Source organism: Nocardioides sp., assembly GCF_036503465.1.
Classification (GTDB): domain Bacteria; phylum Actinomycetota; class Actinomycetes; order Propionibacteriales; family Nocardioidaceae; genus Nocardioides.
Genome location: NZ_DASXWU010000014.1, coordinates 1 through 20,700 on the forward strand (window position 1 = coordinate 1; position 20,700 = coordinate 20,700).

General features: G+C 68.9%; 20 protein-coding genes and 1 tRNA gene. 7 read left to right on the forward strand and 14 right to left on the reverse strand.

What is annotated here, in order from left to right; genetic code table 11:
• Nucleotides 1-397: 397 nt before the first annotated feature.
• The 5 genes from VGK78_RS01535 to VGK78_RS01555 all read right to left on the reverse strand — a co-directional run bounded on the left by VGK78_RS01535 (nt 398) and on the right by VGK78_RS01555 (nt 4,114).
• A tRNA-Met gene (locus tag VGK78_RS01535) sits at nt 398-471 on the reverse strand.
• Nucleotides 472-509: 38 nt separating this feature from the next.
• Nucleotides 510-1,265 (reverse strand): hypothetical protein, encoded by a 756-nt coding sequence (locus tag VGK78_RS01540; protein ID WP_331525497.1) that lies wholly within the window; start codon nt 1,263-1,265, stop codon nt 510-512.
• Nucleotides 1,266-1,289: 24 nt separating this feature from the next.
• Nucleotides 1,290-2,069: a methyltransferase domain-containing protein gene (locus tag VGK78_RS01545; RefSeq protein WP_331525498.1), complete on the reverse strand. Its 780-nt coding sequence runs from the start codon at nt 2,067-2,069 to the stop codon at nt 1,290-1,292.
• A 30-nt stretch (nt 2,070-2,099) separates the two neighbouring features.
• On the reverse strand, nt 2,100-2,465 hold the full coding sequence (locus tag VGK78_RS01550) for a DsrE family protein (RefSeq protein ID WP_331525499.1): 366 nt from the start codon (nt 2,463-2,465) through the stop codon (nt 2,100-2,102).
• 86 nt (nt 2,466-2,551) lie between these two features.
• Nucleotides 2,552-4,114: an HD domain-containing phosphohydrolase gene (locus VGK78_RS01555; protein WP_331525501.1), complete on the reverse strand. Its 1,563-nt coding sequence runs from the start codon at nt 4,112-4,114 to the stop codon at nt 2,552-2,554.
• A gap of 242 nt (nt 4,115-4,356) precedes the next feature.
• On the opposite strand from VGK78_RS01555, the gene VGK78_RS01560 reads away from it, so the two are divergent.
• The 3 genes from VGK78_RS01560 to VGK78_RS01570 all read left to right on the forward strand — a co-directional run bounded on the left by VGK78_RS01560 (nt 4,357) and on the right by VGK78_RS01570 (nt 7,523).
• Nucleotides 4,357-6,189, forward strand: a complete 1,833-nt coding sequence (locus VGK78_RS01560; protein WP_331525502.1) for a CocE/NonD family hydrolase — start codon at nt 4,357-4,359, stop codon at nt 6,187-6,189.
• A gap of 84 nt (nt 6,190-6,273) precedes the next feature.
• Entirely contained in the window at nt 6,274-6,774 is a 501-nt protein-coding gene (locus VGK78_RS01565; RefSeq protein WP_331525503.1) for a SigE family RNA polymerase sigma factor, read from the forward strand.
• A complete protein-coding gene (locus VGK78_RS01570) occupies nt 6,771-7,523 on the forward strand; it encodes a hypothetical protein (protein ID WP_331525505.1) in 753 nt (250 codons plus the stop codon). The genes VGK78_RS01565 and VGK78_RS01570 overlap by 4 nt, the downstream gene beginning before the upstream one ends.
• 14 nt (nt 7,524-7,537) lie before the next feature.
• Here the strand turns inward: VGK78_RS01570 and VGK78_RS01575 are convergent, their stop codons facing one another.
• A complete protein-coding gene (locus VGK78_RS01575) occupies nt 7,538-8,662 on the reverse strand; it encodes a YibE/F family protein (protein ID WP_331525506.1) in 1,125 nt (374 codons plus the stop codon).
• Between the two features lie 267 nt (nt 8,663-8,929).
• Here VGK78_RS01575 and VGK78_RS01580 point away from each other — a divergent pair, with 267 nt between their 5' ends.
• The 3 genes from VGK78_RS01580 (at nt 8,930) to VGK78_RS01590 (ending at nt 11,070) form a co-directional block, all read left to right on the forward strand.
• Nucleotides 8,930-9,625 carry an alpha/beta hydrolase gene (locus VGK78_RS01580; RefSeq protein ID WP_331525507.1) on the forward strand — a complete coding sequence of 232 codons (696 nt, stop codon included), beginning with the start codon at nt 8,930-8,932 and terminating at the stop codon, nt 9,623-9,625.
• A gap of 414 nt (nt 9,626-10,039) precedes the next feature.
• Nucleotides 10,040-10,171: a hypothetical protein gene (locus VGK78_RS01585; protein ID WP_331525508.1), complete on the forward strand. Its 132-nt coding sequence runs from the start codon at nt 10,040-10,042 to the stop codon at nt 10,169-10,171.
• Nucleotides 10,168-11,070: a patatin-like phospholipase family protein gene (locus VGK78_RS01590; protein WP_331525509.1), complete on the forward strand. Its 903-nt coding sequence runs from the start codon at nt 10,168-10,170 to the stop codon at nt 11,068-11,070. The genes VGK78_RS01585 and VGK78_RS01590 overlap by 4 nt, the downstream gene beginning before the upstream one ends.
• Here the strand turns inward: VGK78_RS01590 and VGK78_RS01595 are convergent.
• From VGK78_RS01595 to VGK78_RS01610, 4 genes are read right to left on the reverse strand one after another with little or no spacing between them, the layout of a single operon-like run.
• The gene (locus VGK78_RS01595) at nt 10,958-11,683 is read right to left on the reverse strand and encodes an OsmC family protein (RefSeq protein ID WP_331525510.1); all 726 of its coding nucleotides are present in this window, start codon (nt 11,681-11,683) and stop codon (nt 10,958-10,960) included. The two genes, VGK78_RS01590 and VGK78_RS01595, sit on opposite strands and share 113 nt — an antisense overlap.
• Nucleotides 11,684-11,725: 42 nt before the next feature.
• Complete coding sequence (locus VGK78_RS01600; protein WP_331525511.1) at nt 11,726-12,511, reverse strand: methyltransferase domain-containing protein; 786 nt, start codon at nt 12,509-12,511, stop codon at nt 11,726-11,728.
• A gap of 34 nt (nt 12,512-12,545) precedes the next feature.
• Nucleotides 12,546-12,803: a hypothetical protein gene (locus VGK78_RS01605; protein WP_331525513.1), complete on the reverse strand. Its 258-nt coding sequence runs from the start codon at nt 12,801-12,803 to the stop codon at nt 12,546-12,548.
• The gene (locus VGK78_RS01610; protein ID WP_331525514.1) at nt 12,800-13,417 is read right to left on the reverse strand and encodes an RNA polymerase sigma factor; all 618 of its coding nucleotides are present in this window, start codon (nt 13,415-13,417) and stop codon (nt 12,800-12,802) included. Before VGK78_RS01610 ends, VGK78_RS01605 begins: the two co-directional genes overlap by 4 nt.
• Before the next feature lie 120 nt (nt 13,418-13,537).
• Between VGK78_RS01610 and VGK78_RS01615 the strand changes: the two genes are divergently transcribed.
• The gene (locus tag VGK78_RS01615; protein ID WP_331525515.1) at nt 13,538-14,320 is read left to right on the forward strand and encodes a class I SAM-dependent methyltransferase; all 783 of its coding nucleotides are present in this window, start codon (nt 13,538-13,540) and stop codon (nt 14,318-14,320) included.
• Nucleotide 14,321: 1 nt separating this feature from the next.
• Here the strand turns inward: VGK78_RS01615 and VGK78_RS01620 are convergent, their stop codons facing one another.
• The 4 genes from VGK78_RS01620 to VGK78_RS01635 all read right to left on the reverse strand — a co-directional run bounded on the left by VGK78_RS01620 (nt 14,322) and on the right by VGK78_RS01635 (nt 20,695).
• On the reverse strand, nt 14,322-16,031 hold the full coding sequence (locus tag VGK78_RS01620; protein WP_331525516.1) for an ATP-binding cassette domain-containing protein: 1,710 nt from the start codon (nt 16,029-16,031) through the stop codon (nt 14,322-14,324).
• A 167-nt stretch (nt 16,032-16,198) separates the two neighbouring features.
• Entirely contained in the window at nt 16,199-19,087 is a 2,889-nt protein-coding gene (locus tag VGK78_RS01625) for a UPF0182 family protein (RefSeq protein WP_331525517.1), read from the reverse strand.
• Nucleotides 19,080-19,637 (reverse strand): PPA1309 family protein, encoded by a 558-nt coding sequence (locus VGK78_RS01630; RefSeq protein ID WP_331525518.1) that lies wholly within the window; start codon nt 19,635-19,637, stop codon nt 19,080-19,082. Before VGK78_RS01630 ends, VGK78_RS01625 begins: the two co-directional genes overlap by 8 nt.
• A complete protein-coding gene (locus VGK78_RS01635; RefSeq protein WP_331525519.1) occupies nt 19,634-20,695 on the reverse strand; it encodes a YlbL family protein in 1,062 nt (353 codons plus the stop codon). Before VGK78_RS01635 ends, VGK78_RS01630 begins: the two co-directional genes overlap by 4 nt.
• Nucleotides 20,696-20,700: the final 5 nt, after the last annotated feature.

A 20,700-nucleotide genomic window follows, 5' to 3' on the forward strand; every position in this document is an offset into this window, starting at 1 on the left:
CGTTCAGGCCGTGGGTGTAGGTGTCGATCGTGCCGGGAGCCTTGGCCTCGGCGCGCATCGCCGCCTGCCACTGAGGCAGCAGGGTGCGGGCGTCGTCGGTGGTGAACTGGGCGAGCTGCGTGAGGTGGTCCATGCAGCCAGCGCACCAAGGCCAGGGCTTCCTCGGCTCGGTCCCCGGCTCAGCAAGGACTGCAGTCTTGGGCCGAACCCAGCGATGACGAGCACCCGCAGATCCCGGAGCAGGCAGGGAAGTCACGAGACCGTGTCGACACGACCGTCACGAGAGACGGCGTCGTCGTTGCGGCTGAGTCCGGTTAACCCGGCCCCAAGTGGACACATGATCAAGTCCCACAAACCTTTCAGGCGCGGAACCCGTAGGTTCCGCGCCTGAAATTCGTAGCGGGGGCAGGATTTGAACCTGCGACCTCTGGGTTATGAGCCCAGCGAGCTACCGAACTGCTCCACCCCGCGTCGGTGACTGTCACTCTACGGGAGGTCGGCGGGCGCGTTCAAATCGTCCGGCCCGTCTCCCGCGACCGCCCGATGGTGGCTGTCGAGGTCGTGGTTCCCGACCGCGGGGTGACGAAGATGCGACCGACGGCGAAGATCCCGCGCTGCGGGAAGTAGAAGTCGGCCAGATGTGCCTGCTCAGCCAGCGGACCGACCGGTCCGAGGTCCTCACCGTCGATCGCGGCGTGGCTGGCGGTCACGGACCAGATCTTCAGCGGGTTGGCGTCGAACTGCTGGCCGTTGGAGGTCTCCCCGGTGAGCCGCACCGTCCCCACCCGCAGCACCCGGCCGGCGGCGAGGCCCAGGGCGCCCAGCACCCGGGTCGACTGCCAGGCCCGCATCGGGAGCCCCGCCCCGGTGAGGCTCATCAACCGGGTCATCGGCGTGGCTCCGAGCTCGATGCTCCAGTCGACGTGGCCGTTGTCGACCGTGCGGACTCGTAGCTGTCGCTCGCCCGTCCAGGCCAGGTCGATCCGCTCGACGTACACCTGGTCCGCCTCGTCGCCGAAGTACCGGGTGCACGCGGCTTCGGCGCCCGCCGACTCGTAGAACGTCCAGCGGCCGGCAGGGTCCCGGTGCCAGACCGAGGTGAAGCCCGCCCCGATCGAGGATGCGGTCCACCGGCGCAGACCGAGGACGTGGCCGGAGGCGAACGGCAGTCCCAATACCCCGTACCCGACGAGCCGCTCTCCCGGTCCCGGCGGCAGCGTCGGGTGGTCCTCCGCCTGCTTCGCCACCTGGGACGGTGCCTTCATGCCGGACCCCTTCGGCTGGCTGGGCTAGGTCCGACGCGCGAGGATGCTCACGCTGGTCACGCCGTAGGCGCTCGTCGCCCCGACGGCGCGGTCGGAGACGAAGCGGTAGTCGTTGTCCCGGACGGTCTCCACCGAGAACCCGGCATCCTCGATCATCGCCAGGTAGTCGTCGCGTTGGGCGGCGCCGCCGATGCACGCCGCCCACAAGGACGCGTCACACGTCACGCCCTCGGGAAGCTGCGTGGCGCTGACGATGTCGGCGATCGCGAGCCGCCCGCCTGGCCGCAGAGCTGCCGCGGCGCTGCGGAAGACGGCCGGCTTGTCGGCGGACAGGTTGATGACGCCGTTGGAGATGACGCAGTCCACGGAGCCGGCCGTGGCCGGCGGCCGCTCGATGTAGCCCTCGACGAACTCGACATTTCCGAAGTCCGCTTCGTCGGCCAGCTGTGTGGCCTTCGCCAGCTGGGCCCTCGTCATGTCGACGCCCGTGACTGTGCCGGTGGATCCGACGGAGCGGGCAGCCAGCAAGCTGTCGGTTCCGCTGCCGCTGCCCAGGTCGAGCACCGTCTCGCCGGACGCGAGGTCGGCCAGGTCGAGGAAGTACCCGACGCCGGCGAACGACGCGATGGCCTCGGCCGGGATGGCGTCGAGGCCGGCTACGGGGTAGCCGAGGTGTTCGGCGAGTCCGCGGCCGGTCTCGAAGTGGAAGGGCTGGTCCGGTTCGAGGGCCACCAGCTCGTACATCGACTTGACCCTGGCTTCGAGGTCTGCGGTGTCGAGCCGTCTGGTGACGGTGTCGTTCATCGGATCTCCTCTTGCGATGGGGACGCGCGGTCAGTAGCTGAACGTGGTGGCGGGCTCATCGCCGATCCAGTTCCACATCGGGACTGTGCCGTTGAGCTCGGCCCCCTCGATGAGCTGCTCGGCGTCAAGCTCCTTGGCGTTGAAGCAGATGGGGCACACGTAGTACTTGCCGCCTGCGGCCTCGAATCGCTTGGCGAGGTCCTCGATCGGGGGGCAGCCTGCGCACGACGTGCCCAGCGCGACGCCGGGCAGCGCGAGCCGGACGGCTTCCTTGGTCAGGAACATCAGGGTCTCGCGCCCGTTCTCGGCGGCCCCTACGGCCACCAGGTACGCGATCATCACCTTCTCGGGGTCTTCCATCCCGGTGGACAGGTTGACGACGGCCTTCGTGGACATGGCTTCCTCCCTCAGTCGGGTCTGCTGTCGAATCCAGCAGCTCGCACGCTAGGGACGAAGGGAGGCGCCGTCGTCGGGTGAACTCCCTACAAATCGAGCGGGTCGAGCAGCCCGTTCCGGAGCGCGAAGATGGTGACCGTGGAGCGGGAGTGGGAGCCGGTCTTGGTGTAGATGCGTTCGATGTGGGTGCCGGCGGTCTTCTGGCTGATGCCGAGCTGGTGGGCCACGTCGCGGGTGGCGGCACCGCGGGCGATGAGGAGGAGCACCTCGACCTCCCGGGCAGTGAGACCCGCCGGCCCTGGGGTCGGTCGCCGGGTTCCGGCGCCGGCGGCAGCGAGGACAGCGTCGGTGGCAGCGGGGTCGAGGCGGCCGGCCGTGGCCTCGGAGCGGAGACGAGCAGCCGCCTCCTTCACGGTCCGCCCGGGGCCGTGCGTGCGGGGTGCGACGAGCTCGGCGAACGCGCATGCGGTCGCGAGTACTCGACCGGGGAGCGGTATGGCTGAGCCCTGAAGTCCTCGGTGATGGCCGGTGCCGTCCAGCCGTTCGTGTGCCAACGCGGCGACGGCCCCGACCCGGGCCAACGCGGGTGGTCGGGCGAGCACCCGCTCGGTGTAGTAGGAGCTCGCCCGAAGTCGCTCCTGCTCGCTCGCGGTGAGCGGCGTCTCCTTCATCAGGATGGTGGCGGGTACGCCGTGCAGCCCGACGTCGTGGACCAGGCCGGCTCGGCCGAGCGTGATGGTCTCCTCCGACGACAGGCGCAGGTGGCCGGCAGCGGCCACGGCGAGCTCGGAGACGCGTCGCGAGTGACCGGCCCGGGTCGGGCAACGCAGGTCGGTGAAGTCCGCCAGCGCGGTCAGAGCGTGGTCGAGCTCGGCGTGGGTCAACGGCACCGCGAGCTCGGGCTCGGCCACGATGCGACCGGAGGCGTCGTACACGTCGGGGACGTCGCGCAGGATGTCGTCCGCGGCGTCGCTGAAGACGTCGACGATCTCGGGGTCGAACTGTCGTCCGCGGCGCCGACGGGCTTCGCGCACCGCACCCGGGACTCCGCCGCGCCGGTCGTAGACCTCGACGACGTCAGCGAGGTGGAAGATGCGTACGGGTAGGGCGATGTCGGTGCCGCCGAGGCGACGCGGGACCCCTTGCCCGTCCCAGCGGGCGAAGAACTGACGGAGTGCGGTGGCGACGTCGGTGCCCAGGCCGAGGTCCTCGGCCAGGACCGAGGTCACCAGGCAGTGACCCTGAATGCCCTGGGCGACCCGACTCCCACCCGAGGCCAGCAGCGCGCTGATCGACCGCGCGCGTTGCCCGAGCGACCCACCGGCACCCGCATGGCTGAGAAAGAAGGCCAGGGCCGCCATCCCGCCGAGGTCGACGTCGTAGGAGTCGGCGCGGAACACGATGTCGTCTCCGAAGTTCGCCGCTACCTCGGGAGCGTCGGCCACACACCCCACCCACGCCAGCATCGCGACGTAGAACAGGTCGGGACGATCGACGGGTGCACGCATCCGCTCGGCGAGCCGGACCGAGATCTGCCACGACCTGAGCAGGTGCGACATCGGCTGCCCGAGCCCCAGGTCGGTCGCCAAGGAGAAGGCCCCCAGCAGATCCGGCAGCGTGATTTCTGAGCTCTTGGTGGTCTCGTCCATGGCGACGTCCGCTCCGTCACGGGCGGCCCACCGCCGGACCGCATTCAAAGCCTAGAGCGCTTCGTCCGCGACCGCAGCAGTGGTCTGACGCCCACTGGGTGCCGCAGCGTCTCGGCGTAACCGTCGAGGTACGGGTTCGTTTGGCTGTCGAGAGGGACACAGCGTCCCGTGGTCCGCGAAGGAATCGACGTCACCACCGTCGATCCGACCGAGGCCACTGACCTCAGCGAAGCGAGATCACCGTGAGACGAGGCCGACCCGCCATCATCGCCGCCCTCGGCGCGGCCGCCCTGGTCCTGTCGGGGCTCGCATCGGCGGGCCGTGCGCAAGCGACCGGCGTCGGCTACTCGCTCGAGCACGTTCATGTCGACGTCATGATCGGCCCGAACGGCGACCAGCCGTGCGGCATCACCGCTGACGTGTACCGGCCCGACGGCGTCTCCGCCGCCGACCCGGCGCCGGCGATCCTGACCACCAACGGGTTCGGCGGCAGCAAGGACGACAGCAACCAGGCAGCCATCGGCAAGGGCTTCGCCCAGGCGGGTTACGTCGTCCTCTCCTACTCCGGGCTCGGATTCGGCGGCTCCGGCTGCAAGATCACCCTCGACGACCCGGACTGGGACGGCAGGGCGGGCAGCCAGATGGTCGACGTCCTGGCCGGGACGAGGTCCTTCACCGACGAGACCACCGGTCAGACCGGTCGGATCGACTACGTGGCGCAGAACTCCCCCGGCGACCCCCGCGTCGGCATGATCGGAGGCTCGTACGGCGGCGAGATCCAGTACGCGGTCGCGATGCAGGACCCGCGGGTGGACGCGCTGATCCCGCTGATCACCTGGAACGACCTCTCCTACTCACTGGCGCCGAACAACACCAGCCTCGCCCACGGGGTCACCTACGACACGCCGGGCGTGGCGAAGAAGGAGTGGATCGATCTGTTCTTCGGTGAGGGCGTCGTCGACGGCGTCCAGGGTGCGCAGGTCGACCCCACCCGTGACGTCGGCTGCCCCAACTTCACCGACCAGGCGTGCACGTCGGCCGCCCAGCTGAGCACCGCCGGCTACCCCGACGACGCCACCCTGGCGCTGGCCCGCCATGCCTCGGTCGCGACGTACGCCGACAAGGTGAAGGCACCGACCCTGCTGGTCCAGGGCGAGAAGGACACGCTGTTCAACCTGCAAGAGGCAGTGTCCACGTTCCACGCCCTTCGGTCCCAGGGCACACCGGTCAGGATGGTGTGGCAGTCGTGGGGCCACTCCGACGGCACACCCGCGCCGGGCGAGCTCGACTTCAACGCCGCGTCTCTGCGCGACTCCTACCTGGGCAACCGGTTCCTGGACTGGATGAACCACTACGTCGCCGGGGACGACAGCGCTCCGGTCGGGCCGCTCTTCTCCTACTTCCGCGACTGGGTGCCCTACGACACCTCGCCTGCCAAAGCCGGCGCCGCTGTCGCGAAGGCCTACGCCACGAGCTCGACGTTCTCCGAGCAACCCACCGCGACCCTGTACTTCTCCGGCTCGGATGCGCTCACGCCGTCCCAGGACCAGATCCTCGCCGGGTCCGCAAGCTACGCCAACGCGTCCGAGGTTCCCACCTCCTACTCCGAGACCTCCGGGCTCGAAGGCAACCAGGTGAACAACCCGCCCTCGGACCAGCCCGGGACGTACGCGGCCTTCACCAGTCCACCGCTGGCGAAGAGCGTGGCACTTGTCGGCTCGCCCCACGTGACCCTCCACCTCCAGTCACCCAGCGCCGCCCTCAGCCAGACCGCAGGTCCGGCAGGACAGCTGATTCTCTTCGCCAAGATCTACGACGTCGCCCCGGACGGCACCCAGACATTGAAGAACCGCCTGATCTCCCCCGCACGGGTCGCAGACGTCAACCGACCTGTCGACGTCGCTCTCCCCGGGGTCGTCCAACAGTTCCCCGCTGGGCACCGGATACGGGTCGTGATCGCGGCCAGCGACGCGGCGTACGCCGACAATGCGGCCCCACAGACCGTCACCGTCACCACCAGCCCCCAGCAACCCAGCACGCTGCGACTGCCGCTCACCGGAGCCCTCAAGTTCTGACCCACTGAGGCGCGCCGCTCGCGTGCACAATCCGGTGCGAACGACGTGTCACCCGGCAGCGGGTCCACGGCGTCCAATAGGGGTATGAGGGAGTCACGCGCCGAGACGGAGTTCACGGCGTTCGTGCAAGGGGCTGGGACACGGCTGGAGCGCGCCGCAGTCCTGCTGACCGGGGACCGGCTCCTGGCCGAGGACCTCCTACAGGTCACTTACGCGAAGGTGTACCTGGCATGGAAACGGGTGGAGCAGGACCCGCTCGCCTATGCCCGGACCACACTCCTCCACGTCTACATCTCGCATCGTCGCCTGAGACGCAACGCCGAGGTGCCCACCGAGATTGCCTCCCGCGGCGAGCTCCCGGCGACCGACGGCGATGCCGCCAGGCGCCTGGACGTCTTGGACGCGTTGGCGACGCTCTCGGCCCTCAAGCGGGCAGTCGTCGTGCTGCGCTACTGGGAGGACCGCAGCGTGGCTGACACCGCGGTGGATCTGGGGCTCACCGAGTCGGTGGTGAAGACCCGTGCGCGGCGGGCTCTGGGAAAGCTGCGTCCACTGCTGGAACTCGACGAGAGGACCCCGTCATGAGCGAGCACGAGACCAATGTGAGGCATCTGGAGCGACTGTTGCGAGACCGGGTTCTCGACGTACACCCAGACCTGGAGGCCCGAGCTGCCGACGGTATCCGGGCGGGGTCACGCCTCCGCAGACGGCGGCGCCTGTGGGGAGCGCTCGCGGCCTCGGCCGGCGTGGTCGCACTGATCGCGGTCGGGACTCAGCTCGACGTCTCGCTCGGCTCCGCCTCCCCCACCCCCGGCGTCGCGACGGATCCCGACTCCGCGACCTCCTCCGGTGCGCCACCGTCCCCCACGAACTGCCCGACGCCGGCTGCATCGCAACGAAAACTCGCGACCATCCCGACCCCGAGCGCAGGCGGTCCCGTCAGCAGGGCCGTCAAGGAGAGGCTTGCCCGCCGGGCCGCGCATCAGGGGAGCCCGGCACGCATCACCGCCGAGTGCAAGAAGAGCATGCGGGCTGCTTCTCTGTCGGCAGGTACCACAGCACCCGAGCAGCTGCCCGTGTCCCTGGCTGCCCCCGGCTGGACCTGTCATCCACCCGGAGACGCGAAGTTCACCTGCACCGATGGAACCGCTTCGGTTGTCGTCACGGTCAGGCCCGCGCACGAACACGACGCCTACCTACACGACCCCGACAAGGCGAGCCCGGACCAGTACGTCAGCGATGTCCACGGCAAGGTCTTCGCGACGCTCGAGCGAGTCGCGAACGCACAGGGCATCTCTGTCGACGATCTGGGTCACCAGCTGGCTTGGAAGTGATCGGCGCAGCCCCATCACTCCGGTCGGGACTCGAGAGGGCTCGTTGCCTGGTCCGGCGCGGCCGAGGCCACCAGCGTCGCGATGGCGGTGGTGACCGGTACAGCCAGGATCAGACCGGTCGCAGTGACCAGGGTGCGGGCGATCTCCTCGGCGAGGGACTCACTGGAGATCAGCTGGATCAGAGGCCGGTCGTAGATGGTCAACAGCAGCAGAACAGCCAGAGACGCACCGGCGTAGGCGAACGCAATCGTGTAGATCGTCGAGGCAATGTGGTCCCGGCCGATCCGCATCGCACTGACGAACAGTCGGCGCCGCGACATCTGGGTGCCCGAAGCCGAGGCAGCACGCAGCTCCCACACCGAGGAGGCCTGGGTAATCGTCACGTCGTTGAGAACGCCGAGCCCAGCCAGGATGACGCCGCACACCAAGAGGCCCTGGAAGTCCAGCCCTGCCGCGAACGTCGACACCATGCCCCCGGTCTCGTCGGCGATCCCGGTCAGGTGGGTGTACCCCACCGACAGCACCGACAGGGCCGCCGTGAGCACGATTCCGACCAGCGTGCCCGCCAGCGCCGTGCTGGTCCGCAGGCTGGGACCGTGCGTGGTGTAGAGCACCACGAACATGATCGCCGAGGCGGCCACCACCGCCACCAGGATCGGCGGCTCACCCACCAACAGCGCTGGGACCAGGAAGTAGTAGATCGTCAACGCGCCGAAGCCCAGACCGATGAGCGCCATCATGCCGCGAAGGCGTGCCACTGCCAGGACGACCAGAACGAACCCGACCGTCAACCACAACAACGAGGATGTGCGGCGGGTCGTGTCGTAGGTGTAGGACGCCGGCTGGCCGTGCTGCGCCGGCGTCCGAACCAGCTGGACCACGTCACCGGCGCCGATCCCGGAGGCGGTGACCTCCGGTGCGATCCGCACCTCTGCCCGGTCACCCGCACCTGCTCCTGCCAGCACCCGCACCTCGATGGTCCCGCAACCACCTGCGCTCTCGCCTGCCTGGTCCGCGCCCTTGCAGGCAGGCGCGACGCGGGTGACGCGGGCCGTCGTGGTTGTCACCCCCGGCGCGGCAAAGGGGGTGTGCTGCCGGATGGCAGCGAGCTTGGTGCCGTCGGGCCACAGCAAGATCACACCCGTGACCGTCACCACCCCCACAACCGCCAAAGCCGCGAGCAGCGCAAGCCGAACACCCCGACCGATACGGAGATCGTCCCCGGAAGGCGCACGATGGGAATGGGTCACGTCGCCCCATCATTCACGACCCGCAGTCGCCAGTACGTCCGCTCACCGTGGCCACGCAGGCGCCGCACCCCCTGAGTCATCTTGCTGGAGCGTCGGGTGCGGGCCTTCTGGACCGTTCATGTTCGCTGTGCACCGCCCTAACGTTCGGAGATGGCTATGTTCGTGCTCGTCCACGGCGCCTGGCATGGGTCCTGGTGCTGGGAACGCCTGGAGCCCCGGCTGCGGGCCCTCGGCCACGATGTCGTCACGATGGACCTGCCCGTCGAGGACGGCGGCGCGACCTTTCTCACCTACCGCGACGCAGTGCTCGCGGCATGGCCGGACGAACCCGGCCGCAGCATCGTTCTCGTCGGGCATTCGCTGGGTGGGATGGTGATACCACTGGTCATCGCTTGCCGACCCGTGCAGGCAGCGGTCTTCTTGTGCCCCGTCGTTCCCAATGTCGACGGCATGCCGTGGGACCAGGCACCCGAGATGGGCGCCGCTGATGCGTACGCCACAGTGACCCGAAGGGACGGCGCGGTCTACTTCGACTCCCGCGACGAGGCGGTGACGACCTTCTACGGGATGTGTACGCCGCGCGACGCGGCCTGGGCCTTCGACCGCCTTCGAGCACAGAACTCGAGTTCGTTGTGGGATCGTCCGTATCCCCTGCAACAACTCCCGCCAGGACGCCGATTCGTCATCGCCGGCCAACACGACCGGGCCATCACCCCGGCGTTCCTGCACGCGGTCTCCGTGCGGCGACTCGGCACAGAGCCCATCGTCTTGGACTCGAACCACTCGCCGTTCTTGTCGGCCACCAGCACCCTCACCGACGTGCTCGACCGAATCTCACACCCGATTCCATGAGCGCTCCCGGCGGCCCCGAGACCGGACGTGAGAGTGCGGCAAACCTCCCCGAACCGCCCCACTCACATCCAGCCTCATCTACGACAAGCTCAGCGTCGATACTCGATACCCGCACCGCCGCAGTCTCACGAGATGACCCTGGCCACGCGCTGACGGCGGATCCCGTTCGGTCGTGATCCGCCACAGCCGACGCGCGGACATCTCGAGGCCGGATTCGCCAGCTGCGCGCGCGTGCTCGGACGCAAGTCCTTGCGGTCTCCCCGACGACGCCGGGTAAGAACCTGCCGACCTCCCACACCCATCAGTGACGACGAATTTTCGAATCGTCCTCGACCGGACACTCCGGATGCACGGCGGGTTCACGGCTTCAGATGCAGGGCGGGCCGCTTCGTGACGCACGGAGAGGAAGACGCCATGACCGCGACGACACGGCACACGCTGGTTGCCTTCCTGACGAACATCGCTCTTCCCTTCCTGGTGTTCCGCGCGGCAGCAAGCGCTCCGGCGGGCTTCAGGCGACGCGATGTCGAGACCGAGAAGCCGTGACCACGGCATTCGTGCTGTCCGGTGGGGGCAGCCTCGGCGCAATCCAGGTCGGCATGCTGCAGGCGCTGGCCGACTTCCACATCCAGCCTGACTTGCTCGTCGGCACCTCGGCCGGCGCCCTCAACGGCGCTTTCATCGCCGGCCACGGCCCGGATGCCGACGGGCTCGACGCCCTGGGCGGTGTATGGGCACGCCTTCGGGCGCGGACGGTGTTCAGCTTGGCTCCGCGGCAGACACTCACTGCGCTGGCGGGGAGCAGCACCGGCGTCTGCTCCGACCGAGGACTCCGTGCCCTTCTGGACCAACACCTGCAGTACGACGCCCTGGAGGACGCCCCGATCCCCTTGGTCGTTGTCACAACCGATCTGTTGACCGGCCGCGAGGTAGCCCTGAGCACGGGCGACGCACGTCGTGCGGTGCTGGCCAGTTGCGCCATCCCAGCCGTCTTCCCTCCGGTCATCCACGAGGACAAGGTGCTCGTCGACGGAGGTCTGGCGAACAACTCCGCAGTTTCCCAGGCGGTGCTCGCCGGCGCCGACACCGTCTACGTCCTCACCTCCGGATACGCCTGCGCACTCACCCACCTTCCACGCACCCCCTGGGGGGTCGCGACTCACGCACTCACTCTGCTCACGCACCAACGTCTCGCCGCCGACGTCGCCTTCTATGCCGACCGGGTCGATCTGATCGTGCTGCCCACACCCTGCCCGCTCCACGTCTCTCCGATCGACTTCGGCCGAGCCCGCGAGCTGACACGAGTCGGACGCGACCTGGCGCGACAGTGGCTCACGCAGGAAGGCGGGCGTCGACCACACCCGGAGCGATATCTGGGCCTTCACGATCACATGCGTGAGAGCAAGAACAGCGACCACGTGGCTCCCGCGACATCACCCGGCTGACTGCGCGACCCGACGATGGAACGTCGGGCCGCGCAGGCGTCGTCAGCGTTTGCGTGCGACGGTGACCTCGACCGGGGTTGCGGACGATGTCGAGCACCGGCGAGGTGCGCTGCACGTAGTTGCACAGCTCGTCGATCTGCTCGTCCGAGACATCGGCGTCGACGTGGTATTCGATCGCGATGTGCTGGTAGCCCGGCCGGGTGTCATCCGAGAGGCCGAGGAAGGCGTGCAGGTCGAGTTCACCCTCGATGTCGAAATCCAGGCTGCGCACCGTGATGCCCCTGGCGGCGGCGTTGTAGACGAACCCGACCGTGAGGCACGAGGTGAGCGAGTGTAGGACGACCTCGACGGCGTTCGGCCCTGAGTTGCCGCCGAGCAGGACGGGTGGCTCGTCGCCGACGAGCGTGAACGGCGCGGTCCGGGTGGTGTCTTCGCCGCCGGCGCCGTAGAAGCCCCCGATCTCGGTCCTGCTCCGCCCGCCGCCTTGCCAGCTGGTGGTGGCCCGGAAGCGGAACTCTGCGATCGACGGCTCCCCCTGGATCGCGCCGACGGTCTGGGTGAGCTGGGTGATGTTGACGCCGTTGCGCTCGACGTGGTCGGTCGACGTGGTCATGACGGTCTCCTGGAGAGTGGGCGGTACTTCGGGCTGTGGGCACTACTCGGGCTTGTGGGCGCGCATGACCATGCTGTGGGCGCCGAACCCGTCGGCGGTGCTGCGGGTCGACGCGCTGCTGCTGGCGGCGAAGTAGTCGAGATCGCCCAGGTGTTCCACGTGGACGAAGCCGACATCGATGAACATGTGCAAGTAGTCGGCCTGGGTGGTGGCACCGACGATGCACTCGGCCCACAGCTGCGGCTTGGCGCGGCATGCTGCCGACGGCAGGTCGTTGACGACGATGTCGGCGATCTGCACCCGGCCGCCGGGCCTGAGCACTCGGTAGATCTCGGTGATCACCGCCCGCTTGTCGGGCACCAGGTTGATCACCCCGTTGCTGGTGACCACGTCGACGGACTGGTCGGGTAGAGGGAAGTGCTCCGCGTTTCCCGCGAGCACTTCGACGTTCGGCATGCCGGCCGCGCGAGCGTTGGCCAGGGCCTTCTCGCGCATTGCCTCGGTCATGTCCAAGCCCAGGGCTCGGCCGCTCGGACCGACGGCCAGTGCCGCCAGCAGCAGGTCGGTGCCGGACCCGGAGCCGATGTCGAGCACGGTGTCGCCGGCGGCGATCACGTCGGCTGCGAACGGGTAGCCGACCCCGGCGAAGGACTCGACCGCCGCCGCCGGCAGCCGGTCGAGCAGCTCGGCTGGATAGCCGACGTACTCGGTCGCGAGACGACCGGTCGGGAAGTGGTAGCCCTTGCTCGGGTCGCGGGCGACCGACGTGTACATCGCCTGCACGGCGTCGAAGATGACGTCGCGTTGGTCAGAGGTGATCACGACCATGGCTGGTCCTCTCAGATGGGTTGGGTGGTGTCGGTCAAACGATGGGGGGCAGCGCGAACTCGCGCAGCAGTTCATGGACGCGGTCGACGACTGTTCCGGGCACCGGTTCGCGCCCCAGGTCCTTGACCTGAGCCTTGAGCCGTCGATCGAACTCCGAGCGGGAGTAGCACGACCGGCAGCTGTCGAGGTGCTCCAGGAGCTGCCTGTCGAGATGCTCGTCCAGCTCCTGGTCCAGGTGCTCGGCGAGCACCCGCAGCGCGTCCTCGCAGTTCTGGATCTCGAGATGCGTCAAGGCGTCTCTCCTTCATCTGTGCCATCTGGGCGTAGTCCCGCCTGGAGGGCGTGTTGCCAGAGGTGCTGCTGCAGCAGCCCCCTTCCCCGGGCCAGGCGCGATCGGACGGTCCCGACAGGGATCTCGAGACAGTCGGCGACATCTCGATAGCGCATCTCCTGGATGTCCACGAGGACGACCACGGTCCGGTACTGGGCCGGAAGCTGGTCGAGTGCACGCTGGAGGTCCTCGCGCAGGAGGCCGTTGAGGAACTCCTGCTCCGGGTTCCCCCACCACAGCAGGATGGGTTGGTGCAGCCTCTCGAAGAGCGAGAAGTCGGCTGCATCCGCACCCACGTTGTCGATCTCGGGACCGGTGCGCGCCCTGCGGTACTGCGAGAAGTATGTGTTGGCGACGATCTGGAGAACCCAGCATCGGAACGCCTCGCGGCGGCGGAGTGAGGGCAGGCCCTGCCAGGCCTTGGTCAGCGACTCGGCGACCAGATCCTCGGCGTCGGCGCGGCTGCGGCACAACCGGGCCGCGGCGCCGTACAGCTCGGGCAGCGTCGACTCCACCTGCTCCGAGAACCAGGCGTGGTCCGCGGTGGTCCGCGTTGCGGTCGCAACCTCGGTCACGTCGTCCTCCATTCCCGGTCCCTTCCCCTCATCCGGTGAAGACGCAGTTGAGCGCGAATGGTTCCCACCTGACCCGAAGTGCTCTGGGATCAGACCCGAGAGTGTTCTTATTCTGCGGCCATGGGCTTGCCTCTTGCCGACTTGTTCTCGTCGGTGGCAGCGGAGTACGAGACCCACTGGGCGCAGGTGTTGATGCCTGCGAACCGGCAACTGGTCGCGATGGTGCCGCTGGCCGAGGCCCTGGCCGTGTTGGACGTCGGCGGCGGAGTGGGTTCGCTGGCGCCCGTCCTGCAGGCCGCGGCCCCACGGGCTCGCGTGGTCGTCTCCGACCGCGCCGAAGGCATGGTGCGTCGGGCGCGCCTCGGCATTCGCGTGGTTGCCGATGCGAGTCGTCTGCCGTTCGGGTCGGAGGCTTTCGACGCTGTGTTCGTGACCTTCGTCCTGCAGTACATCGAGGAACCCGACCTGATGTTCGGAGAAGTGGCTCGAGTGCTGCGGCAAGGTGGCGCCGTCGCGGTGGCAGGGTGGGGCCGGACCCGCGGTACGCCGTCCGAGCAGATCTGGATGGATGCACTCGACGAATTCGGCGCGCCCCCTGCTACTTCTCCGCCCGCTGTGGATCGCGAGGCGATCGACACGCTCGGCAAGCTCGAGGAGGTACTCGCTCGGGCAGGCTTCGACCACATCCGGACCCGTCGACTCGCATGGTCAGATCACCCGGATACGGAACGGTTCATCAGCCGGATGACCAACATGGGACCCAGCCGCCGGCGCCTCGCGACGTGGGACGGGGAGTCACGCCGGGCCTTCGTCGAGACGATGCGCACCCGACTCGGGACACTCGACCCGGAGGCGTTCCGGAACGAGTCCGAGGTGCTCGCCGCGGTCGGCGTACTCCCATGAGTCAGCGCTGTGATTTCCGTGCGCTGCGGACCAGTGCTGCCCAGGTCGCCCCCAGGAAGACGGCGGCGAAGGCCGCGAGGATGAGCCAGTAGATGCCGATGGGCTGGGTGCCCGCGTTGCCGTAGGACTGAAGCAGCGGAGGGCCGAGTGGCGAGCCGCCGTCGGCGAGGATGTGGCGCGCGCCGAGGTCGCGGCCGATGGCCTCGAACGCCCATCGGGTGGGGATGACCGTGCTGAGGGCTGCGCCGGTTCCCGCCATGAGGTGCACCGGGAGGATGGCGCCGGAGAACAGCACAGCTGGGAAGCACAGCATCGGGAGGGCCAATGTCGCCTGGGGCACGGTCTCGACGGTGGCGGAGGTGAGCAGGCCGAGGCCGAGGGCCGCGACGGAGCACAGGGTCAGGCCGACCGCCATGGAGGTGTACGTCGACAGCGAACGGCTGGGCAGGCGGTCCAGGAGGCGAAGCACACCCAGCATCCCGATGACGACCACGAGGAGGAACGGCACCAGGACCGTCACCTTGGACGCGACGTAGGCGCCGAGTCGCAGTCCGACAAGGTGTTCGCGGCGCAGGATCGCCCGCTCGGTGCAGATCTGGAGCAAGCCATAGGTGAGTCCGAAGAAGAAGGCGGCGAAGACGACCCAGAAGCCGACCATCACCATAGAGCTCGGGCTCGGGTCCCCGAAGTCGAAGGCGCCCGGCTGGAAGAGGACCGCGAACATGCCGATGACCATCGCCGGCGACCCGAGCAGGATGGCAAGGGTCAGGCGGTTGCGCACCAGGGTCTCCATGGTGCGTCGGGTCAGGACACCCCATTGCGTGAGCCCGCTCGCCACCGGTCGCCTGTTCATGGGTGAGGCAGACACCTCCGGTGCCGCCTCGGCCACGACCACGGCGTCCGGGTGGTGAGTGCCCTCCGGATCGGTCACATAGCGATAGAGCTCGTGTACCGAGCCGACACCGTGCAGCGCCAGCGCCTGGTCGACGGTGCCGACGAACCCGAGCCGTCCGCCGCGCGTCACGCACACGACTCGGTCACAAGTCGCAAGGTCGTCGACGGAGTGCGTGGTGAACACGACCGTCGCCGATCGGTTGGCGAGCTCACGCAGCCGGCCGACGAGCTCGGAGCCGGTGATCGGGTCGAGGCCCGACGTCGGCTCGTCGAGGAAGAAGACGTGCGGGTCGGTGAGGAGCTCGACGGCGATGCTGGCGCGCTTGCGCTGGCCGCCGCTCAGAGACGCGACCCGGACCTGGGCCTGGTCGGTCAGGCCCACGGCCTCGAGGGCGTCTCGGACCGTGCTGTCGATCTCCGCCGCCGTGGTCGACGACGGGAGCCGCAGCCGAGCCGCGTAGCTGAGCGTTCGCGCGAGGGGCAGGTCGGCGTGGATGATGTCGTCTTGTGGCACGTAGCCCAGCACGCTGCGGAAGGTGCCGAGGTTCTCATACACATCGACGCCGTCGAAACGGACCGTGCCCGAGCTCGCCGGGGCGATGCCCGCCACCGCCTCCAGCAGCGTCGTCTTGCCCGCGCCGCTGGGACCGACGATCGCGACGAGCTCGCCGGCAGCCAGCGTGAGCGACACGTCCTCCAGGAGTGTCAGCTGGTCGCGGTTGCGGAGCCTGGCCTGCCGGGACAGTCGGTCGATGTCGATACGGACACCACGTCGATGGACTGCGGCGACGTCGTCGTGCTGCACCTGCTCGGTCATGCGGCTCCTCCGGTCCGGTGTCAGCCGGCGACCTGCCCTCGGCGGAGGGACTGGTCGATCCATTCAAGATATTGCTTGATCAGGCAACAGTGGGCTGATCGCGGGTGGCCGCGACGGTGCCGCACCCGCCCGCCTCGTGGCACACCCGAGCGCTCTACAAGAAGTCCCTACTTGAGGAGGTTCAGTGCCTTGGCGACCTCGGCGCGAGCCTGGTGGTTGAGCCGGACCCACTCGGCACCCTTGCCGTCGGCCAGCGCCCGGTCGGCGGCGGCGAAGTCGCGCTGGGCCTTCTCGAGCAGGGCATGGGCCCTGGCCATCGCGCTCTTGGCGCCGTTGTGCGTGCCGTTCTTCTCGTGGTGGCCGCCGTTGTGGTCGCCACCGTTGTTGGCGGGCGGGGGCGTGTTGCCGACCATGTCGCTGATGGCGTCGACGAGGGTGTTGCCGATCCCGGCCTTCGAGCCGTAGGAAACCATCACGTACCTCAATGTGAGGTACGACGAGCTCGAGGTCTGCTGCCGCGCGGCGTACACCGGTACGACGTACATCATCCCGGACGCGAGCGGCATCGACACCACGTTCCCGTACGACGGGGTGGCGTCGCCGAGCCGGAACGACTGGGTCTTGCGGCTGATCCGCGGGTCGGAGACCAGCTGGCTGTAGGCCTGCGCCGGCCCGTTCAGGTCGCCGCGCGGCTGCTCGACGGTGACCGTCCCGTAGTCCGGTGACGTCGGGTCGGAGTCGGCGGAGACGAAGCCCGCCAGGTTGGTCTTGTTGTTCGGCACGTAGCTCGACGTCAGCGACCACGTCAGCGCGCCGGTCCTCGGGTCGGGGACGAACATCCGGATCGGAGCCTGGTTCTCGTCCTTGGCGATGGCGTCGGGCGAGACCTGCCACTGGTTCTGCGCGGTGAAGAACTCGTTGGCGTCCGTCACGTGGTACCGCGCGTACTGGTACCGCTGCACCTTGAACAGGTCCTCGGGGTAGCGCAGGTGCGGCAGCAGGTCGCTGGGGATCTGGTCGCGGTCGAGCACGGTGCCCGGGAAGGCGCTGCGCCAGGCCTGCAGGATCGGGTCGGACTCGTCCCATGCGTAGAGGGTGACCTTCCCTGTGTAGGCGTCAACCGTCGCCTTCACGGCGTTGCGCATGTAGTTGATCTGGTCGGTCGGCAGGGTGCGCACCCCCGGCGGGCGACCGACCACGTCGCTGGTCATGTCGGAGAACGAGTCGCGCTCGGACTGCGGGTAGTGGTCGGTGGTCGTGTACCCGTCGACCACCCACAGGATCTTGCCGCCGACCACCACGGGGTAGACGTCGCCGTCGAGGGTCAGCCACGGAGCGACCTTCTCGACCCGCTCGGCGGGGTCGCGGTAGTACAACACCTTGCTGTCGGGCCCGACTCGCGACGAGAGCAGGAAGTTCGAGTCGCCGAACTTGATGGCGTACATCAGCTTGTGGAAGAAGCCGCCGACCCCGACGCCTCCCCCGCCGGCGTACGTCGTACGGCTCTGGGTGCCGGCCGACGCCAGGTCGATCTCGGTGTCCGCGGCCCCCGGCGCCTTGCCCACGATCGAGTAGCTCGGGCTGTTCTCACCGAAGTAGATGCGGGTCTCGAAGTGACCCGTGGACTTCTCCAGCGAGTCCTGGCCGGCGTCCCGGCCCTGCGCCCACTGGACCTGCCCGCTCTCCTCCGCGTCGTCCGCGGGCCGCTGGTTGGCGAACGCCGCGATCACGCCGCTGCCGTGGGTGTAGACGGTGTGCAGGTTCGACCAGTTCTGGTCGCTGGTGTTGATGCCGCTCTGGTCGAGCTCGCGCGCCCCGATGACGACGGCCCTGTCGACGCCGTCGATCGGGTAGTGGTCCACGTCCAGGGGGTCGCGCACCTGGTAGTAGCCGTACACCGCCTGCGTCTGGGCGAAGGCCTGCGAGATCAGGGACGGATCGACCACCGGCACCGACGTCGTCTGGTCGATCAGCTCCTGCACCGTCGCCGCCGTCGCCGGCGCGGTCCGCTGCTTGACCAGTTTGATCGAGTTCAGGTCGTACGCCGTGCGGGTGGCGGCGATGTTCTCTCTGATGTACGGCGCCTCCTTGTCCGGCCGGTTCGGGTTGACCTGGAAGTGCTGGACGAATGCCGGCCAGATCAGCCCGAGCAGGATCGAGGTGACCACCAGCAGCGAGATGCCGACCCCTGGCAGCAGCCAGACCCGCCGCCACGCCGTCACGAAGAACAGCAGCGCGCAGATCACCGCCACCCCGACCAGGATGTTCCGCGCCGGCAGCAGCGTGTGCTGGTCGGTGTAGCCCATGCCCGACACGACCGAGCCCGAGCCGGTGACCAGGTCGAACCGGTCGAGGTAGTAGCCGACGGCCTTGGCCAGCAGCGCCAGTCCGCCGAGGACCGAGAGCTGGACCGTGGCGGTCGTCGACATCCGCTCGGAGGTCGAGGACTGCAGCCGGATCCCGCCGTACAGGTAGTGCACCACGACGGCGGTGACCGCGCACAGCACCAGCACCGCGATCGCGAAGCTGACCACGAAATGCAACCACGGCAGGGTGAACACGTAGAAGCCGACGTCCTTGTGGAAGTAGGCGTCAGAGGAGTGGAACGGCTCGCGGTTGGCCCAGAGCAGGAACGTGCGCCACTTCCCGTTGGCGGCAACGCCGCCGAAGAGCCCGATCACCGAGGCGACCGACACCAGCAGCACCACCCGGATGGGCGCCACCGCGTCGCGGTAGCGGTCGAGCCCGGTCTGCTCCGGCGAGTCGGGTCGGTGGAACGGCCGCGCGCGGTAGGCGATCACCATGTTCACCGCGACGCTGATCGCCATCAGCAGGCCGAAGCCGAAGAACAGCCCGACCCGGGTCCACAGCATCGTGTCGTAGACCCCGGAGTAGCCGACCGAGGAGTACCAGAGCCGGTCGGTGTAGAGCGAGGCGAAGAGGGTGACCAGGAAGAACGCGACGATCACGCCGAGGATCGAGAAGAGCAGGATCCGCGCCCGGCGCGACCGGCGCGGCGGGAAGTCGTCGAAGTCCTCCTCGGTGCCCTCACTCATCGGGGCCGTCCTCGCCGGAGGCGAGCGCGCCCGGCTCGTCGAGGGTGGCCCGGACCAGGTCGAGCAGCCCCGGGACCAGGTCGGGTCCGGTCAGCACCGAGGTGTCGTCGTCGTGGGCGCGCAGCCGCATCGCGCAGTACGACGCGCCGGTGCGCGTCGCGGCGGCGACGATCCGCACCTCCTGCCGGTCGGGGTGCTCCGCGGCGTACGACGCGGCGCGTGCCGGCTCCTCGGGCAGCTCGGCCTCGACGTCCGGCGGCAGCACGACGCGCTCGACCAGGGCGGCACAGCCGTGCACGGTCTCGGGCCAGGTGATCGCGGTGAGCTGGTCCTCCAGAGGCCGCCCGGCGGCCAGCCCCTCCTGCTCGATCGGGGTCAACGAGGTCTCGCCGAGGGTGTCGGCCAGCTGCGGCTCGCGCTCGGCCAGCTGCGCGGTCTCGACCAGCGCGAACAGGCGGGCCGGCTGGTCCCAGCCTGCCTCCGCGGCGTGCCGCTCGATCTCGAGCACGGCTGTCGCCAGGCCCTCGTCCGCTTGCACGTCCGGGCTCATGCGGCCGGCCTGTCGGATGCGGTGCACTGCGGCAGCTTGGCGTCGTGGTTCTTGCCCCAGGCGGTGACCTCGGCGATCGCCTTCTCGAGGGTCGGCGCCTTCGCCAGCCGCATCGACCCGTGGTCGCTGGTCAGCGCGTCGGGGCAGTTCGCCGGCGGCACCAGGAACAGCTGCGCCCCGTCCCGACGGGCCCCGACGATCTTCTGCTGGATTCCGCCGATCTCCCCCACGCGTCCCTGCCCGTCGATGGTGCCGGTGCCGGCGACCCTGCCGCCGGAGGTCAGCGACCCGGGGGTGAGCGTGTCGTAGATGGAGAGCGAGAACATCAGGCCCGCACTCGGGCCGCCGATGTCCTGGTCGATGTTCACCTTCACGTCGAACGGGAACGTGTAGCCGAGCCCGAGCCGGATCCCGATCAGCTTGTGGCCGTCCTGCTCCGTGGGCGCGATCCGCACCGTGACCGGCTTCCCCTTGCGGTCGACGGTCATCGGCACGGCCCGGCCGGCGGGCACCTTCGCGATCAGCTTGACCAGCTGGGTCGCAGCCGTCACGCGCGTCCCGTCGAAGCGGCGTACGACGTCGCGGGTGCGGAGCTTGCCGTCCGCAGGCATGTGGGGGGTGACCGCGAGGACCTCCAGCACCGGCTTCGGGTGGTACCCGAGCTCGCGCATCGCGGCCGCGATCGCGGCGTCCTGGGAGCTGATCATCTCGACCTGCCCCTCCTGGACGTCCTGCTGCTGGCTGCCGCTGTCGCCGTACTGGATCTGGTAGGGATAGACCGCCTCGTCGCGGGAGAACCACGTGCGCATCAACGTGAAGAGGTCGAGCTTGGCGTCCCGCTGGGTGACCGAGACGGTGGTCATCCGCAGCTGGCCGTCGTCGGGGTAGGTGCGATGGCCCCGCACGTCGATGATCGGCTTCCCGTTGCTGTCCCCGAGCACGTTCAGGGTCAGACCGGGTGCGTAGGTGACGAACGGCAGCGGGTTGACCGCGGTGAACAGCCCGAGCGCGATGAACAGCGGCACGGCCAGCAGAGCGGCCCAGGTGCGCTGCGTCATGCGGG